Source organism: Rhodobacter sp. CZR27, from assembly GCF_002407205.1.
GTDB lineage: Bacteria > Pseudomonadota > Alphaproteobacteria > Rhodobacterales > Rhodobacteraceae > Cereibacter_A.
The window spans coordinates 1-15,824 of the sequence record NZ_CP023551.1 but is presented as its reverse complement, the minus strand read 5'-3'; the positions used below and the strand labels follow the sequence as shown (position 1 = coordinate 15,824).

Annotated in this window: 16 protein-coding genes; 8 read left to right on the top strand and 8 right to left on the bottom strand. The window is 69.0% G+C overall.

Annotation, left to right across the window (positions count from 1 at the left end; genetic code table 11):
* Positions 1 to 2: 2 nt before the first annotated feature.
* Genes kduI through CK951_RS20710 form a run of 5 tightly spaced genes read left to right on the top strand, consistent with a single transcriptional unit; the run spans position 3 to position 5,660 of the window.
* Positions 3 to 827, top strand: a complete 825-nt coding sequence (gene kduI / locus CK951_RS20730) for a 5-dehydro-4-deoxy-D-glucuronate isomerase (protein WP_096788117.1) — start codon at positions 3 to 5, stop codon at positions 825 to 827.
* Positions 824 to 1,567 carry a 2-dehydro-3-deoxy-D-gluconate 5-dehydrogenase KduD gene (gene kduD, locus CK951_RS20725; protein WP_096788116.1) on the top strand — a complete coding sequence of 248 codons (744 nt, stop codon included), beginning with the start codon at positions 824 to 826 and terminating at the stop codon, positions 1,565 to 1,567. Before kduI ends, kduD begins: the two co-directional genes overlap by 4 nt.
* Positions 1,557 to 2,975 carry a mannitol dehydrogenase family protein gene (locus CK951_RS20720; protein ID WP_394341579.1) on the top strand — a complete coding sequence of 473 codons (1,419 nt, stop codon included), beginning with the start codon at positions 1,557 to 1,559 and terminating at the stop codon, positions 2,973 to 2,975. The genes kduD and CK951_RS20720 overlap by 11 nt, the downstream gene beginning before the upstream one ends.
* Positions 2,972 to 4,144 (top strand): mannonate dehydratase, encoded by a 1,173-nt coding sequence (uxuA, locus tag CK951_RS20715; protein ID WP_096788114.1) that lies wholly within the window; start codon positions 2,972 to 2,974, stop codon positions 4,142 to 4,144. The genes CK951_RS20720 and uxuA overlap by 4 nt, the downstream gene beginning before the upstream one ends.
* Entirely contained in the window at positions 4,137 to 5,660 is a 1,524-nt protein-coding gene (locus CK951_RS20710; protein ID WP_096788113.1) for a UxaA family hydrolase, read from the top strand. Before uxuA ends, CK951_RS20710 begins: the two co-directional genes overlap by 8 nt.
* Positions 5,661 to 5,675: 15 nt before the next feature.
* Here the strand turns inward: CK951_RS20710 and CK951_RS20705 are convergent, their stop codons facing one another.
* Positions 5,676 to 6,290, bottom strand: coding sequence for a hypothetical protein (locus CK951_RS20705; protein WP_096788112.1), 615 nt, complete (start codon positions 6,288 to 6,290; stop codon positions 5,676 to 5,678).
* The gene (locus CK951_RS20700) at positions 6,211 to 7,260 is read right to left on the bottom strand and encodes a BTAD domain-containing putative transcriptional regulator (RefSeq protein WP_096788111.1); all 1,050 of its coding nucleotides are present in this window, start codon (positions 7,258 to 7,260) and stop codon (positions 6,211 to 6,213) included. Before CK951_RS20700 ends, CK951_RS20705 begins: the two co-directional genes overlap by 80 nt.
* Before the next feature lie 197 nt (positions 7,261 to 7,457).
* Between CK951_RS20700 and CK951_RS20695 the strand changes: the two genes are divergently transcribed.
* Together CK951_RS20695 and CK951_RS20685 are read left to right on the top strand one after the other, a co-directional pair.
* On the top strand, positions 7,458 to 7,661 hold the full coding sequence (locus CK951_RS20695) for a hypothetical protein (protein ID WP_096788110.1): 204 nt from the start codon (positions 7,458 to 7,460) through the stop codon (positions 7,659 to 7,661).
* An 874-nt stretch (positions 7,662 to 8,535) separates the two neighbouring features.
* Positions 8,536 to 9,180 (top strand): hypothetical protein, encoded by a 645-nt coding sequence (locus tag CK951_RS20685; protein WP_157764707.1) that lies wholly within the window; start codon positions 8,536 to 8,538, stop codon positions 9,178 to 9,180.
* 97 nt (positions 9,181 to 9,277) lie between these two features.
* Here CK951_RS20685 and CK951_RS20680 read toward each other — a convergent pair whose 3' ends face one another.
* From CK951_RS20680 to CK951_RS20670, 3 genes are read right to left on the bottom strand one after another with little or no spacing between them, the layout of a single operon-like run.
* Entirely contained in the window at positions 9,278 to 9,598 is a 321-nt protein-coding gene (locus tag CK951_RS20680; RefSeq protein WP_096788107.1) for a hypothetical protein, read from the bottom strand.
* Positions 9,595 to 12,075 carry a cytochrome c oxidase subunit I gene (ctaD, locus tag CK951_RS20675; RefSeq protein WP_096788106.1) on the bottom strand — a complete coding sequence of 827 codons (2,481 nt, stop codon included), beginning with the start codon at positions 12,073 to 12,075 and terminating at the stop codon, positions 9,595 to 9,597. The genes CK951_RS20680 and ctaD overlap by 4 nt, the downstream gene beginning before the upstream one ends.
* Complete coding sequence (locus CK951_RS20670; RefSeq protein ID WP_232520821.1) at positions 12,072 to 12,704, bottom strand: cytochrome c oxidase subunit II; 633 nt, start codon at positions 12,702 to 12,704, stop codon at positions 12,072 to 12,074. Before CK951_RS20670 ends, ctaD begins: the two co-directional genes overlap by 4 nt.
* Before the next feature lie 45 nt (positions 12,705 to 12,749).
* On the opposite strand from CK951_RS20670, the gene CK951_RS20665 reads away from it, so the two are divergent.
* Positions 12,750 to 13,262, top strand: a complete 513-nt coding sequence (locus CK951_RS20665) for a DUF2231 domain-containing protein (protein WP_096788144.1) — start codon at positions 12,750 to 12,752, stop codon at positions 13,260 to 13,262.
* Here the strand turns inward: CK951_RS20665 and CK951_RS20660 are convergent.
* The 3 genes from CK951_RS20660 to CK951_RS20650 form a co-directional block, all read right to left on the bottom strand.
* The gene (locus CK951_RS20660; RefSeq protein WP_096788104.1) at positions 13,232 to 13,765 is read right to left on the bottom strand and encodes a CopD family protein; all 534 of its coding nucleotides are present in this window, start codon (positions 13,763 to 13,765) and stop codon (positions 13,232 to 13,234) included. The genes CK951_RS20665 and CK951_RS20660 overlap by 31 nt on opposite strands.
* The gene (locus tag CK951_RS20655) at positions 13,735 to 14,445 is read right to left on the bottom strand and encodes a cytochrome c oxidase assembly protein (protein ID WP_096788103.1); all 711 of its coding nucleotides are present in this window, start codon (positions 14,443 to 14,445) and stop codon (positions 13,735 to 13,737) included. Before CK951_RS20655 ends, CK951_RS20660 begins: the two co-directional genes overlap by 31 nt.
* A 64-nt stretch (positions 14,446 to 14,509) precedes the next feature.
* On the bottom strand, positions 14,510 to 15,715 hold the full coding sequence (locus tag CK951_RS20650; RefSeq protein ID WP_096788102.1) for a PQQ-binding-like beta-propeller repeat protein: 1,206 nt from the start codon (positions 15,713 to 15,715) through the stop codon (positions 14,510 to 14,512).
* Positions 15,716 to 15,824 lie beyond the last annotated feature (109 nt).

Here is a 15,824-nt window from a genome sequence, read left to right as displayed (position 1 = left end):
CCATGCTGACTGTCGAAACCCGCCACGCCGTTCATCAGGACCATGCCAAGGGCATGGATACCGACGCCCTGCGGCGGCATTTCCTTGCGCAGGGACTGTTCGCGACCGGCGAGATCCGGCTGGTCTATACCCACTATGACCGTTTCGTCGTCGGCGGTGCGGTGCCCGGAACCGGCAGCCTGACCCTCGACCATGTCGCCGAGACCCGCACGCCCGGCTTTCTCGACCGCCGCGAGATGGGGATCGTCAACATCGGCGAGACCGGCACGGTCGAGGCGGGCGGGCAGACCCACAGGATGAGCTTCGGCGACGTGCTCTATCTCGGCATGGGGTCGGGGCCGGTGACGTTCTCCGGCGCGGGGCGGTTCTACATCACCTCGGCACCGGCGCACCGCACCTGCCCGACCCGGCTGATCACGGTGGCCGACGCCAAGGAGGTCAACCTGGGCGCGACCGAGACCTCGAACAAGCGCATCATCCGGCAGTTCATCCATCCGCTGGTGATGGAAAGCTGCCAGCTGGTTCTGGGCTACACCTCGCTGCTGGAAGGCTCGGTCTGGAACACCATGCCTGCCCATGTCCATGACCGGCGGATGGAGGCCTACCTGTATTTCGGCATGGCCCCCGAGGCCCGCGTGCTTCACCTGATGGGCGAGCCGCAGGAAACCCGCCACCTGTTCATCGCCAACGAGGAAGTCGCGATCTCGCCGCCGTGGTCGGTTCATGCCGGGGCGGGGATCGGCGCCTATACCTTCATCTGGGCGATGGCCGGCGACAACGTCGACTACACCGACATGGACATGCTGCCGGCCGAGGCGCTTCGATGAGCGGATCGTTCTCGCTCGACGGTCGCCGGGCGCTGGTGACCGGGGCCAATACCGGCATCGGGCAGGCCATCGCGGTCGGTCTGGCCGAAGCCGGCGCCGAGGTGATCTGCGCCGGGCGCCGCGCCTGTGACGAGACCGTCGCGGCGATCACGGCCAGTGGCGGCACGGCCCGGTCGGTGCTGGTCGACTTCGCCGATCCGATGGCGGGGCGGGATCTGTTCGACGGGCAGGACATCGACATCCTGATCAACAACGCCGGCATCATCCGGCGGGCGGATGCGGTGGACTTCACCGAGGCCGACTGGGACGCGGTGATGGATGTGAACCTCAAGGCGCTGTTCTTCACGACGCAGGCCTTCGCCCGGGCGCTTCTGGCGCGGGGCGCTCAGGGGGCCGTGGTCAACATCGCGTCGCTGCTGTCGTTCCAGGGCGGCATCCGCGTGCCGTCCTACACCGCGTCGAAACATGGCGTGGCCGGGCTGACCCGGCTTCTGGCGAACGAATGGGCCGCGAAGGGGATCAACGTGAACGCGGTCGCTCCGGGCTATATCGAGACCAGCAACACCGAAGCCCTGCGCGACGACCCCGATCGCAACAGGTCGATCCTTGACCGGATCCCGGCGGGGCGCTGGGGCGAGCCCTCGGACATCGCGGGGGCGGCGGTTTATCTCTGCACCCCCGCCGCGCGCTACGTGCATGGCGCGATCCTGAACGTGGATGGAGGCTGGCTTGCCCGCTGACCAGGACATATCCGGCCGCCCGGCCACCGGCATCGTGCATCTGGGACTGGGCGCGTTCTTTCGCGCCTTCGGCTGCGTCTATATCGCCGATGCGATGCAGGCCTCGGGCGGCGACTGGGGCATCGTCGGCGTGTCGCTGCGCAGCCCCGACACCCGCGACGCGCTGCGGGGGCAGGGCTGGGCCTATACCTCGGTGTCGCTGGGCGCGGACAAGCCGCAGACCCGGAGGATCACCGTCCTGAACGACGTGCTGGTCGCGCCCGAGGACCCCTCTGCCGTGCTGGCCGCGATCGCCGACCCTGCGGTGCGCATCGTCACCCTCACGGTCACCGAGAAAGGCTATTGCCACAATCCCGCGACCGGCGCGCTGAACGCCGATCATCCCGACATCCGGCACGACCTGACCCATGACCTGCCGGTTTCGGCGCCGGGCTACCTGGTGCGCGCGCTGCAGACGCGGCGCGCGGCGGGCCTGCGGCCCTTCACGGTCCTGACCTGCGACAACCTGCCGGAGAACGGGCGCGTGGTGCGCGGCGTGGTGCTCGACCTTGCCCGCCGGATCGATCCTTCGCTGGCCGACTGGATCGCGGCAGAGGGGCGTTTCCCCTGCACGATGGTCGACCGGATCACCCCGGCCACCACCGAGGCCGACATCGCCCGCGTCGCCGAGCTGACCGGCCAGCGCGACGCCGCCCCGGTGATGCACGAGCCCTTCGCGCAATGGGCGGTCGAGGATGATTTCGTTGACAACGCCCGCCCCGATCTGGCTGCGGCCGGGGTCGAGCTTGTCGCCAACGTCACCGCGCATGAGCACATGAAGCTGCGGATGCTGAACGGCACCCATTCCGCGCTGGCCTATACCGGTTATCTGGCGGGATACGAGACGATCTCCGACACGGTGGCCGACCCGGTCTTCGCCGCCTATGTCCGCGCCCTCTGGGCCGAGATCATGCCCGCGGTGACCGCGCCTCCCGGGGTCAGCCTGTCGGCCTATGCGGAAGCACTGTTCGACCGCTATGCCAACCCGTCGATCCGGCACCGGACATGGCAGATCGCGATGGACGGCAGCCAGAAGCTGCCGCAGCGCATCCTCGGCACCCTGCGCGAGAACCTGGAGGCCAGGCGCACCTCGCCGGGCCTCTGCCTCGCCGTGGCCGCCTGGATGCGGTATGTCGGCGGCACCGACGAGGCGGGACGGCCGATCGACGTGCGCGACCCCCTCGCGGCACGGCTGAAAGATCTGTCTTCCGGCGCGAAGACGCCTGCAGAGACCGTCGCCGCGCTGCTGTCGGTGCGCGAGGTCTTCGCCGAGGATCTGGCCGCACAACTGAAGGCCCCGCTGACCGCCGCCGCCGAACGGCTCTGGGCGGTGGGCGCGCAGGCTGCCGCAAAGGAGGTTTCCGCATGATCGAAAGCTGGCGCTGGTATGGCGACTATGACCCGATCTCGCTGGCCGAGGTCGCGCAGACCGGGGCGCGCGGCATCGTGAGCGCGCTGCACGAGATCCCCTATGGCGAGGTCTGGCCCGTGGAGGCGATCGCCGCCCACAAGGCCCGGATCGAGGCCGCGGGCTTCGACTGGGTGGTGGTGGAAAGCCTGCCGATCCACGAGCGGATCAAGAAGGCCGAGGGCGACCTCTCCGCGCTTTTCGCGAACTACCGGCAGTCCATGGCCAATCTTGCCAGCCAGGGCATCACCACGATCTGCTACAACTTCATGCCGCTGCTGGACTGGACCCGCACCGACCTGGCTGCGCCGGTCGCGGGCGGGGCCACCTGCCTGCGCTTCGACGCCCCGCGCATGGCCGCCTTCGAGCTGCACATGCTGGGCCGGGCCGAGGCGGAGGCCGACTATCCCGAGGCCGTTCGCGCCCGGGCGGCGGTCTGGTTCCAGAAGGCGACCGAGGCGGATCGCAGCCAGTTGCTGTCCTCGATCATGGCGGGCCTGCCGGGGGCCTTCGACCGCTACGACGTGTCCGGTCTGCGCACCGCCCTTTCGGCCTATGCCGGGATCGACCGCGACAGCCTGCGGGCCAACTACAGGCGGTTCCTCGACGAGGTCATCCCGACGGCGGAAGAGCTGGGCATGAGGTTCTGCGTCCATCCCGATGACCCGCCGCGCGACATCCTGGGCCTGCCCCGCATCGTGTCGGACGCGGAGGATCTGGACTGGGTGCTGGCCGCCCATGACAGCCCGGCGAACGGCATCACGCTCTGTGCCGGATCACTGGGGGCCAACCCCGCCAATGACGTTCCCGCCATCGCCGCCCGCGTCGCGGATCGCATCCACTTCGCCCATCTGCGCAATGTCCGCAAGGAGCCGGACGGCTCGTTCGAGGAGGCCGCGCATCTGGACGGCGACACCGACATGGTCGCCCTGATCCGCGTGCTGCTGGACGAAGAGACACGCCGCCGCGGCGCGGGCCGCGCCGATCACGCCATCCCGTTCCGGCCGGACCACGGGCATCACATGCTGTCGGATCTGGATCGCAAGCTCGTGCCCGGCTATCCGCTGATCGGGCGCCTGCGCGGGCTGGCCGAGCTGCGCGGCGTGATCCGGGGGCTCTCGCATGGCTAGGCCACTGGTGCTCCACCCCGGCGACACCGTGGCCGTGCTCACCAGCCGCGCGGCGGCGGGAGACGACCCGCTGGGGCTGGGGACTCCGCTGGCCGGGCCGGTCGCCGCCGGGCACAAGATCGCGCGCGTGGCCATTCCCGCGGGCGCGCCGGTGCTGAAGTTCGGCCAGTTCATCGGCGCCGCCTCCACCCATATCGCGGCAGGAGACCACGTCCACACCCACAACTGCGCCTTCGCCAATCCCGATCAGGATTACGCCATCGGCGCCGACCTGCGGCTGGCCGAGGCTGCCGTGCCGAAGATGGCACCGCTGACCTTCGACGGCTATCTTCGCGCCGACGGGCGGGTCGGCACGCGCAACTACGTGGCACTGGTAGCCACGGTGAACTGCTCGGCCACCGTCATCCGCCGGGCCGCGGCCGAGATCGAGGCCAGCGGGCTGCTCGATGCCTACGCCAATGTCGACGGCATCGTCGCGCTGGCGCATGGCACCGGCTGCGGCATGGCGTCGAAGGGGCGGGGCTTCGACATACTGGACCGGGTGCTCTGGGGCCATGCGACCCATCCGAACGTCGGCGCGACGGTCTTCGTGGGCCTTGGCTGCGAAGTGATGCAGATCGCCCGGATGCAATCGCATTTCGGCGCGGAAGGCACCGACAGGTTCCACGCCCTGACCATTCAGGAGACGGGAGGAACGCGCGCCACCATCGAGGCGATCAAGCGCCACGTGGCAGAGATCCTGCCGCAGGTGAACCGCGCAAGGCGCACGGCCCAGCCGATGTCGGCCTTGCGGGTGGCGCTGCAATGCGGCGGCTCGGACGGCTTCTCGTCGATCACCGCGAACCCCGCCCTTGGCGCCGCAAGTGACCTGATCGTCGCGCAGGGCGGGACTGCGATCCTGTCCGAGACGCCGGAAATCTACGGTGCCGAACAGCTGCTGCTGCGCCGCGCCGCCTCCGACGATGTGGCGCAGAAGCTGATCGGCCAGATCAGGTGGTGGGAGGCCTATGCGGCGCAGAACGGCGGGACGATGGACAACAATCCCAGCCCCGGCAACAAGCAGGGCGGGATCACCACCATCCTCGAGAAATCGCTGGGGGCGGCGGCCAAGGGCGGATCGACGCCGCTGAGGGCGGTCTATGACTATGCGGAACAGGTCACGGCCCCTGGTCTCGTGTTCATGGACACGCCCGGCTATGACCCCGTGTCGGCCACCGGCCAGATCGCCGGCGGGGCGCAGATCGTGGTGTTCACCACCGGGCGCGGCTCGGCCTTCGGATCCAAGCCCGCTCCCACGATCAAGCTCGCGACTTCCGACCAGCTCTTTCGGCAGATGCCCGACGACATGGACCTCAACACCGGCGACATCGTGTCGGCGGGGGTCTCGATCCCGGACAAGGGGTTGGCGATCTTCGATCTGATCCGGGCCACAGCCTCTGGCCGGACGACCAGATCCGAAGACCTCGGACTGGGCGACAACGAATTCGTCCCGTGGCAGATCGGGGCCGTCATGTGAACCGTGGCCGGGCGTTCACGGCCCCCGGTCGGGCCTGACCAGCTTGTAGTGCCCCTGCTTCGAGCCGACATATTGCACGAGGCCCTCACGCGCAGGGCGGAGATCGCGCACCCGGATCTCGAACGTGCCGCTGATCCCGGTGTATTTCCCGGTGCCGCCGATCCAGCGCCCGACGCCGACGGTGGGACCGGCCAGCGGCTGTTTCTCGAAATCCGCCTGCTCGAAGATCCGGTCGCCATCCGCGTCGGTATAGGTGCAGCGGACATGCTGCTCGAAGGTCGCGGGGGCCTCGTCGATCCGCCAGGTGCCGAGACACCGGCCGGTCTTGTTGTGCAGGAAGGCCGCCCCTTCCGCATCCATCGCGGTGAGCGTCGAGTCGGTATGCCCCATGAGCTGGCCCGGCCCGATCTCCAGCGGCGCTTCCCCGGTCTCGGCATAGCCGACGAAGTTGGCGGCAAAGGGCCCGTCGCCGTAGATCGACTGCGCCGCCGCGGGGCATGCGGCCGCAATGGCAGGAAGGGCGATGGCCGCCAGCCGCCATGATGCGGCCTCAGCAGCCGATCGGATACGTCCGCGCCAGGCCTCCGCCGCCCTGCGGCGCAGGCATGAACGTGCTCGGGATCGCGCCATCGTGCCTTACTCCTTCCTCGGGCCTCCAACCGATGCCGCCGACGCGGCCGGCGCCGCCGGTCGCCGCCTCTGCCGGAACCCAGACCCGTGCGGACAGTGTCACCGGAGGCACGCGGTCGGGCGGCAGGGGACGGATCGCGACCAGCAGCATGGCCAGGCCGGCCAGCAGACCAAGTCCTGCGACGCGGTCCATTCCGGCCCGCCAGCGGACGAAGGTCGGCCCGACCGTCGTCGGGATGCACCGCGCAGGGGCCGCGCAGCAGGCCAGCTCGGCATCCACGTCCGGCCCCGGATCGATCCCCAGCTCGTCCCGGAACATCTTCCGACAGGCCAGATGCGCGGCCCGCGCGTCCTGTCGCCGGCCCCCACGCATCAGAAGACGGATGTGGAGGGTGTGGGCCGCCTCGTCATAGGGCTCCAGGTCCACGCAGCGGGCTGCCATCCGGCTCGCCTCGGCCAGCCGGCCCCGGGCCTCCAGCGCCGCCGCCGCACGTCGCGCGAGGGTCGCGGCACGCGCATCGACCTCCGTCCGGGTCTGTCGGAGCCAGCTCTCGAAACCCAGGCCGTCCAGATCGAGCGATTGGCAGAACGAGCCCCGGCACAGCGCGGCTGCCGCAATGGCCGCGTCCTCGGACCCCGAGGCCAGCGCCGCATCGACCTGCCGAACGTCGAGATCGACAGCGTCCGGATCCAGCCAGATGGCTAGGTCATCGGCGGCCACGGCTGGTCCGGCATCCCCCAGGGAGCGGCGCAACCGCAGCAGGCACTGGCGCAGCGCATGCCGGGCCGCGGAGGCGGAAGGCGCGTCATCCCAAAGCAATCCGGCAAGCTCGGCGCGGCTGGCCCGGCCGTCCGCCCGCATCGCCAGGCAGGCGAGCAGCGCGACGGACTTCGGCCCGAGATCGACGAGTGCTTGACCGTCCAGGTCCACGGCGGGAACACCCAGCAATCGCATTCGCAGACGTGACATGGCCACTCCTCCGAATTTCCCCGGGAAAGGCTACCACGCCAACCGGCCTTCGCGTCGGAAAAATGCACCCCGAGCGGCCGGCATGTTCGGTGACGGCCCGCGTGACGCCTGCGGTGACGCTGCCGTGACCTCTCCCTGCCGAGGATGGAGCACGGCACGGCATCCCTTGCCGAGTCGCTGTCCCGGAGGAAACCCGCATGACCGAACTGATCTTCGTGGTCTGCCTCGGCCTGACCACACCCGCCTGCGAGGAGAGGAGCATGCTCTTCGCCGAAACGCCTCCCCAGCTGTGCGCGCTGCGGGCCCAGGCGGAACTGGCCGTCTGGAGCGGCCGGAACCCGCGATGGACGCTTCGACGCTGGGCATGCCGCCCCTTCGACCCGAGCCAGCACGACAGCTGACGCCCGCGCGCCCCGCAGCCGGATCGAGAGTGTCAGCCAACCTCTCCTGTCAACGATACCGGGAACTGCCCCCTTCCGACATTCGGAACTGCCCCCTGTCCCCATGTTCGCGAAGGCGTTTCCACGATCTCCGAAGCGGCCTTCCGCAGAGGGCCGCTTCGGCGCCTGGCCGGCAGTCGGCAGCCCCGCGGATGGTGCCAGGAGGGCGCCTTGCGGTGGTCGCAGCAGGCGCCGAGCGGAAGGACGAACTGGGCAGACCGGTCCAGAACGGATGCGATCATGTTCAGGGCTACCGGATCGGACGCCCTGCTTCCGGCGCTCCAGCTCCGCGGCCGCTCAGGCGCGGCCGACCAGGGCGCCCGGGCGGCGATCCGCCGCGCAGAGGCTCCGGCCGCTCACCTCGGCATGATCATTGCGACAACTGTCGCCGCATCCGGGCGGGTTCGTGTCGAAGCCGGGTCTTTCCCGTGGCAGGCGGCCCGGAGCGGAGGCTATTTGTCATCCTGAGCGAAAGCGCACGGCGCCATTCCGCCGTCAGGACTGGCTCTTGACCCTCGCAATGGGCGAACGGGGAAGGATGCGGCCATCGGATCACGGGGCGGCTGGACAGCTGCTCAGGATCCACCCGGGCAGGATGGGGCGGCGCCTATGCGGCGAAGGCGCAAGCCTGGATGGACGACGCGAATGCCGGAGGATGCGACCCTGCCCGTCTCGCCTCCCGGTTCGCGCGCCTCACCCTTCTGAACGCGGGAAAACCTCTCCGGATCGACGTTGGCAAGGCGCGACGCCTCGACACAACGCCGGGAACCACAGGCATGATACAACCCACGAGTGTTCGCGCGTGGAGGTGATGATGGTGCCGGTTGCCGGGTTGATGGTCGCATGCGTTGTCACCTTTCTCGCCGGCGTCCTCATGCTCATCCTGTCGAAGGGCCGGCGCAGGCGCGGCGGCATCCTTGCCCTCGGCAGTGTCGGGGTCTTCCTCGCGGCACTCATCGCGACCGATTTCCCTGGGGCCGATCGCGTTGCGCAGAGGGCCGGTTTCGAGAGCTTGTCTGACCAGCAGGCCGCCACGGCTGCCGGCATCACCGACCCCCGGGAGTGGAAGGCGAAGCGCCTCGAGATCGAGGCGGCCGCTGCGGCCGAGGCCGCGGAACGGCTTGCGGCAGAGCGTGAGCAGGCCGCCGCCGCGGAGGCGGACCGGAAGAAGGCCGAGGAGGCGCTGAGGGCGCAGCAAGCGAAGGAAGCCGAGGATCGCCGAAATGGCGTCCACTGCCTGAACCCTTCGGATGGATCGCACCTGGAGTTCATCCGCGCGGTCAAGGCGCGGCTGCGCGACCCGGACGCCTTCCAGCACCTCGAGACGCGCGTGATCGACCTGGACGAGGCGGGCAGGAACATCGTGGGGATGGCCTTCCGGATGCGGGACCGCCGCAGCGGCGAGATGGTCGTGGGGTCTGCCCTCGGGGCATTTTCCAACGAGACCTGCAGCCTCCTGACCGTCGAATTCAGGGAGTAGGGCAGGTCGCGCGCGCGTGCCGTCCTGCATCCGCCGATAGGGCGGCCGGCACATCAACTCCCACGCCTTGAAGACCGGGCTCCGCGAGCGCCCTGCCTCAGGAACAGGTGGACGCGACGGCGACCGGAAAGAGGGTCCAGATCACCGCGGCCATCCCCGTGGCGCCAAGAACAAGGCTCACCTGCCGAACCAGCGGAGAAAGGCTGCGCGGCGCCCTGACCAGCGCGCCAAGAACCAGCGCCTGAAGCACCATCGCCGACGCCCAGCCGGAGACAAGCACGATCCGTTGGAGCGACCAGCCTCCCACGTCGATCGCAGGCCAGTCGAGGCCGCAACCAAGGCCGTGCAAGCCATAGATCGCGCTGAACAACGCGAGCCACACCAGAAGCGGCGCGAAGATGCGGGCGATATCGCTCATTGCACCGTTCCGGGCGCGAGGGTTGCCGCAGCGACGGCAACGGCGACCAGTCCGCCGTAATCCACCCAGAGACGGGCGATGCGCACCTCGGTCAGGCGCCGCGCCGACAGGTAGCCCGACCTGAGCCTGGCCAGCCCGTAGAGCGTGAACAGAAGCGCCAGCGCGCCGTGAAGAAGGGCGTATCCCGCAAGCACCGCGGCGGTTGCGCCGAAGGCATGGCCGGCGGGCGCAGGCACCATCGTCAGAAGAAGCACCATGGCAGCGATGACCGAGACCTGCCCCAGCGCGGTAGCCGAAAGCGCGAAACCTGTGCCGCGCGGACCGGGCCATCTTTCGGCAAGCCGGATGGCGCCCGAAGCCACGACCGCTCCGCCCAGTGCCAGCACCGGAACCGTCCACGTCCAGTCGATGTAGCGCGGCGGCGGCCAGCCGGGCGCGACCGTCCACAGGAAGGCATAGCCGAACAGGAGCGAGCCGAAGAACGTCGCATCCGCGACCAGCAGGAACACCGATCCCCACCAGGCCGGCGGGCCCTGGGTTTCACCCGCCAGTGGCAGGCGCTGGCCGCGGCCCACGTCCTGCAGGCCCTGGTCGCTGCGGTTCCCTAGGCTCCAGGCCCACCGAAGGGCCAGAGCGGCGACAAGTCCCACCGCGACGGGCGCGAGCCAGTAGATCTTCGCCAGGAACGACAGGAAGAACAGCCCCGTAGCCGCGGACATGAGGATGGGAAGGGCAGTGTTGCCGGGAAGGACAAGCAGGGCCTCCGGCGTTGCGTCCGCCGTGTCCACCACCAGCACCTCCCGCCGTCCGTCGCGCGGAGCGCCAAGGAACCCTTCGCCCCGTGCGATCCGGACGGCGAGATGCGGATCGTCGACCAGCGGATCGCGGCCGGCCACGGCCGGAAGGCTCGCGAAATTGTAGGCGGGCGGCGGCGTCGGCATCGCCCATTCAAGCGTTCCGGCCCCCCAGGGGTTGCGCTGCCCGCGAACCGCCAGCCGCATGTTCGCCACGACGTCCACCACCACGAGCGCGAAGCCGACTGTCATCACGAAGGACCCGATCGAGGAAATCAGGTTGATCACCTCCCACCCGCTGCCCGCGTCATAGGTGGGGATGCGCCGCCGCTGGCCCAGCAGCCCCGACCAGTGCAGCAGAAGGAACGTGCCGTGAAACCCGGTGAAGATCAGCCAGAACGCGGTTTCGCCCAGCTTGAAGAACCGCTTGCGCCCGCTCAGGTGCGGCAGCCAGTAGTAGAGCGCGGCCAGCATCGGAAAGACGAAGCCTCCCACCAGCACGTAATGCAGGTGCGCGACGATGAAGGTGGTGTCATGCGCCTGCCAGTCGAACGGCACGATCGCGACCATCACGCCGGTCAGCCCGCCGATCACGAAAGTCGCGAAGAACCCCATGATCCAGAGCATGGGGAGGTGCATTCCGGGCCGGCCCTTCCACAATGTTCCGATCCAGGCGAACACCTGCACGGCCGTCGGGACCGCGACCAGCGTCGAGGCGGCCGAGAAGAACGCAAGGCCCATGTGCGGAATGCCGGTGGTGAACATGTGGTGGACCCAGAGACCGAAGCTCAGGAATCCCAGCGCCACCGCCGCCGCCACGACCCAGCCGTAGCCCAGAATGGTGGTGCGTGCCATCACCGGCAGGATCGTCGAGATCGCCCCCGCTGCGGGCAGGAAGATGATGTAGACCTCGGGGTGACCGAACAGCCAGAACAGGTGCTGCCAGAGAAGACTGTCGCCGCCCAGTTCGGGCTGGAAGAAGGGCAGGCCGAAGGCGCGCTCCAGCTCCAGCAGGATCGAGCCGAGGATCAGCGGCGGAAAGCCCGTCAGGATCATCAGCGCGGTGACCAGCGCATACCAGGCAAAGATCGGCATCCGCGCGAGGCTCATCCCCGGGGCGCGGACCTTCAGGATGCTGACGGTGATCTCGACGGCCGCGCCGATGGCGGAGATCTCGACGAAGGTGATCCCGATCAGCCAGAAGTCCGGGTTGATGCCGGGCGAGCCCAGCACCGAGGACAGGGGCGGATACATGAACCAGCCGCTGTCGGGCGCGACCCCCGCGAGAAGCGACAGGATCAGCATGCTTCCGCCAAAGGCATAACACCAGAAACCGTAAGCCGTCAGCCGCGGGAAGGCCAGATCGCGCGTCCCCAGCATCTTGGGCAGCAGGTAGATCGCCAGACCCTCGAACAGCGGGATGGCGAACAGGAACATCATCACGGTGCCGTGCATCGTGAAGACCTGATTGTAGACCTCGGCCTCCATGAAGGCCGAGCGCGGCGTCGCCAGTTGCGCACGGATCAGCATGGCCAGCACGCCGCCGATGGCGAAGAACACGATCGCCGCCAGCAGGAACATCCGGCCAAGGTCGGTATGGTTGACCGTCGTGAACGGGCGCCGCCAGCCGGGATCAGAGGCCCAGATGCGGGTCAGTTCGCGGTGGCGTCGCAGCGCGGTCAAGGTGGTGCTCCGGTCAGGAAGGCATCCCAGTCGGCAGGCGCCAGCGCCCGCACCGTGAAGCGGCTGTGCAGGTAGCCCTTGCCGCTGAACTCGGCCCCGAGCCCATGGTATTCGCCGGGCGCATCGGCCTGAAGACGCAGCACGTTCACATGTCCCGGGATCGCATCCAGCTTGCCGGCCAGCCGGGGGACCCAGAAGCTGTGGATCACATCGGTCGAGGTGATCTCCACATCAACCGGTTCGCCCGCCGGGATCGTCAGGACGTCCTCGGCCGGCGGAAGGCCAAGGCTTGGGTAGCGGAAGGTCCAGGCCCATTGTCGCGCCTCGGCCTGCACCAGGGTCGCGGGGCCCTGGCCGGCCACCAGATGGCGCTCGCCAAGCGCCAGTCCCCAGAACAGAAGTGCGGCCAGCACCGTGACGGGAAAGATCAGGCCAAGGCCGACGATCCACGTTCGGTCCGACACGCCCCCGCCGCCATTCCTGCGGAATGCCAGGGCGAGGAGCGCCATGACGAACAGGAAGATCAGGGTGCCGCCCGCAAGCATCACCCACCACAACTCGGCCACCGCTGCCGCCGCGGGCCCGGCGGGATGCAGGGTGGAAAGCTTTTCCTCGCAACCGGCGAGCACGAGGGGAGTTGTGGTGAGGATACACCGCCGCGATCGGAGGACTGAATGGAGAAGAAGGATACCGAAGGCACGCCGGACCTGATCGATCCGATTGCCAGCCTTCCCGGCTACGACCAGACGGAGTCGCGGATCGCCTTCCTCGGTCACCCGATCCATGCGATGTCCGTGGCCTTTCCGGTCGCGCTGACCTTCTGCGCGCTGGGGGCAGACGTCTTCTACTGGTGGACGGGCGACGCCTTCTGGGCCCGGGCCGCCCTGTGGGCCACCGGGACCGGCTTCTTCTTCGGAATGGTGGCCGGCCTCTCGGGCACGGCGGAACTGCTGCTCGTGCCGGGCATACGCGCGCGCGCGCCGGCGTGGACGCATTTCATCATCGCCGTCACGCTCCTGTCGCTGCTCGGCGCGAACTGGGGCCAGCGCATGGATGATCCCGAGCAGGCGGTGCTGCCCTACGGCCTGCTGCTGTCGGCTTTGTGCACGGTGGTTGTCGCGGCAACGGGATGGCATGGCGGCAAACTCGTCTTTGACTACCGGTTGGGGACGGCGAAAGGCAGCTGACGCTCCAGCGGTGCCATCAGCCATGCGGGGCCACTCAGGGTGTCGAACTCGGGCTTGGCAAGAACCAGTGTCAGGATCGCAAGCATCAGCGTCGTCAGGATCGCGTTCGGGACCGCCGGCGACGGCGGGCGGTGCAAGGCCGGTGTCTCGGCGACCACGGTGATCGTATGGCCGACCCAGCCGTGGAACGCGACCAGCAACGACACGAACACCAGCTTCAGGATGAGCCACGGGTCATAGACCTCGCGGATCAGGACCAGCCAGGTGCCCGAGATCACGGCCGCCACCGCTGCCGGCGTGACCGCCAGAGTATAGGTGTAGTGCGTGGCGCGCCGAATGCGCCGGTAGTCCGCCTGACCGATCGCCGGGTCGTGCCACGCGAGCATTGCGGGCAACGCGAACAGCCCTGCGCACCAGACCGCCAGTCCCGTGATGTGAACCGCCTTGAGATAGGGGACAAGATCGGCCAGCGTCACGCGCGCGTTCCCCGTGCCACTGGCCATGCCTGTCGGGCGATGAAGGCCGCGGCCAGGGCATAGGGCAACGCGCCGGGGACCCACATGATCAGCCCGCCCAGCTGCTGGTCGGCCAGTGGTTGCAGTGCCCATCCGGGCGGCGCTGCCTGATGGATCTCGTAAAGCGGCAGGGGAACGAAGGTCAGCACCGCACCAAGGAGCGCCATCTGAAGGTATGCGGCCGTCACCATCAGGAAGCGACCCACCAGTTGCATCCTGCCCGACAGGACCGCGCGCCAGAAGAGACAGGCGGACAGGATCAGCGTGGCCTGCATTCCCCAGTAGCCCGCCATGTTCGACAAGGCTGCGTCGTAGGCCGGCGGCAGGTGCCAGAACCAGAGCACGGCAGTCGAGATCGCAAGCCACGGCGCAGCCGCCCCCATCCCGCGGGCCGGGATCGCAGCGGCCAGCAAGGGTGCCGCGACCGCAACAAGAAGGATATGGTGGACGGAGCGGGCCGCGAAGAAGGCCGACGACAAGGCGCAGAGGGGGCTGACGAAGACAACCGCCAGCACCGCTACCGCGGCAAGTCCGGCGCGCGACCGCCCGACGGCCAGGGTCAGGCCCGCCATCCCCGCCAGCAACAGCGGATCCAGGTTCCAGCGGCCCCAGACATCCGCTGGTTCCGGCGGCGGACCGCAGTAGATGCCGCTCAACGCTTCGAGCATGGTCGCGGCCTTTCCGTCACGCTGCTACCTCCACGCAGACCGGCCTCGGCGCGGGCGACGGATGTCACGGCCCGCCCTCGGGAAGGGCGTAGGCCACCACCTCGTCACTGATCGGCGTTTCCATGAAGTGGTGTCCACCGGAGTATATCACGACAAACTGCCGCCCGCCGACCTCGTAGGTGATCGGCGTCGTCTGTCCGCCTCCGGGCAGCACATCCTGCCAGAGCGTCTTGCCGGTCTGAAGGTCGACGGCGCTCAGCAGATTGTCCGTCGCCGCGGCGCGGGCGCAGGCCTCGTCGGGCGCGGCATCGGGGACCTCGTAATAGGCCACGCCGCGGCAGGTCGCACCATAGGGGATGGCGTCGTCCGACACGCCGGGGTCGAAGCGCCATTCCTCCAGCCCCGTCGCGGCGTCGACCGCGATGATCCTGCCCATCGGCGTGCAGATGTAGAGATCGTCGCCCACCTTGAGCAGAGTGTTTTCGGGCGAATAGCGCCCCTCGGCGGCCTCCGAGGGAAGATCCCCGGTGTTGAAGGTCCAGACCCGCTCCAGATCGCCCACGTTCGAGCGGTCGATCTGGTCGAGGGGAGAGTAGCGCCGGGCCTCCGTCGTGCCGCCGTAGGCTGGCCAGTCGGCACCGGTCTGCAGCACGGGGGCGGGCGCGCGCGCCTCGCGGGCAGCCGGGGCCGCGGGCAGCTCTTCGCCGGTGCCGGCCCCGCCGGGCGCCTGCGCAGGCGCCCGATCCGGCGCCGGGGTGCCACCTTCGTCACCGACCGGCGGCGTCTCGGCGCGGGCCGCGGGCGCGTCCGGCTGATCGGTCGGGACGGCGTCATGCGCGTTGCCGTTCGCTGCGTTCAGAAGCAGGCCTGCACCCAGGATCGCCAGTGTCGCCGCCACGGTCGGGGCCGTGCGCAGCCGCTGTCCCGCGCGCCTCAGAACCGGAACCGCCAGCAGGACAAGGATCAGGACGAGCGTTGGCGCCACAAGCCTCGGCACCTGCGCCCAGAGGTTCCAGCCCGCTTCCCAGAACGCCCATGCCACGGTTCCGGCATGGACGACGAGATAGACCCACACCGCCGCAATGGACGTTCGCAGCAGGAGACCGCCCGTCAGAAGCAGGCCCAGCCCGGCCACGAGGTAATACCATGACCCTCCCAGGGCCACGAGCCAGGCTCCGCCGGCGGCGATCGCAACTCCGAACAGCAGTATGACGACGGCAAGCGCCACCACCATCCGGAACCCGGCTCGGCGCGGCCTTCCGATGTCCATGGCTCTTCCTCCACAGCGAACGCCGAGGCAACCTGACCGTCCTTCGATTGTTCCAGCTGCGAAGGGGCGCGAGGCTCGCCCGGTCACAGCATCCCCAGAGGGTTCCCCT

Coding starts and splice junctions, on each gene's coding strand:
- kduI (WP_096788117.1), top strand. CDS start 3: ATGCTGACTGTCGAAACCCGCCACGCCGTTCATCAGGACCATGCCAAG.
- kduD (WP_096788116.1), top strand. CDS start 824: ATGAGCGGATCGTTCTCGCTCGACGGTCGCCGGGCGCTGGTGACCGGG.
- uxuA (WP_096788114.1), top strand. CDS start 2,972: ATGATCGAAAGCTGGCGCTGGTATGGCGACTATGACCCGATCTCGCTG.
- CK951_RS20710 (WP_096788113.1), top strand. CDS start 4,137: ATGGCTAGGCCACTGGTGCTCCACCCCGGCGACACCGTGGCCGTGCTC.
- CK951_RS20705 (WP_096788112.1), bottom strand. CDS start 6,290: ATGGCGCGATCCCGAGCACGTTCATGCCTGCGCCGCAGGGCGGCGGAG.
- CK951_RS20700 (WP_096788111.1), bottom strand. CDS start 7,260: ATGTCACGTCTGCGAATGCGATTGCTGGGTGTTCCCGCCGTGGACCTG.
- CK951_RS20695 (WP_096788110.1), top strand. CDS start 7,458: ATGACCGAACTGATCTTCGTGGTCTGCCTCGGCCTGACCACACCCGCC.
- CK951_RS20685 (WP_157764707.1), top strand. CDS start 8,536: ATGGTCGCATGCGTTGTCACCTTTCTCGCCGGCGTCCTCATGCTCATC.
- CK951_RS20680 (WP_096788107.1), bottom strand. CDS start 9,598: ATGAGCGATATCGCCCGCATCTTCGCGCCGCTTCTGGTGTGGCTCGCG.
- CK951_RS20665 (WP_096788144.1), top strand. CDS start 12,750: ATGGAGAAGAAGGATACCGAAGGCACGCCGGACCTGATCGATCCGATT.
- CK951_RS20660 (WP_096788104.1), bottom strand. CDS start 13,765: ATGGCCAGTGGCACGGGGAACGCGCGCGTGACGCTGGCCGATCTTGTC.
- CK951_RS20655 (WP_096788103.1), bottom strand. CDS start 14,445: ATGCTCGAAGCGTTGAGCGGCATCTACTGCGGTCCGCCGCCGGAACCA.
- CK951_RS20650 (WP_096788102.1), bottom strand. CDS start 15,715: ATGGACATCGGAAGGCCGCGCCGAGCCGGGTTCCGGATGGTGGTGGCG.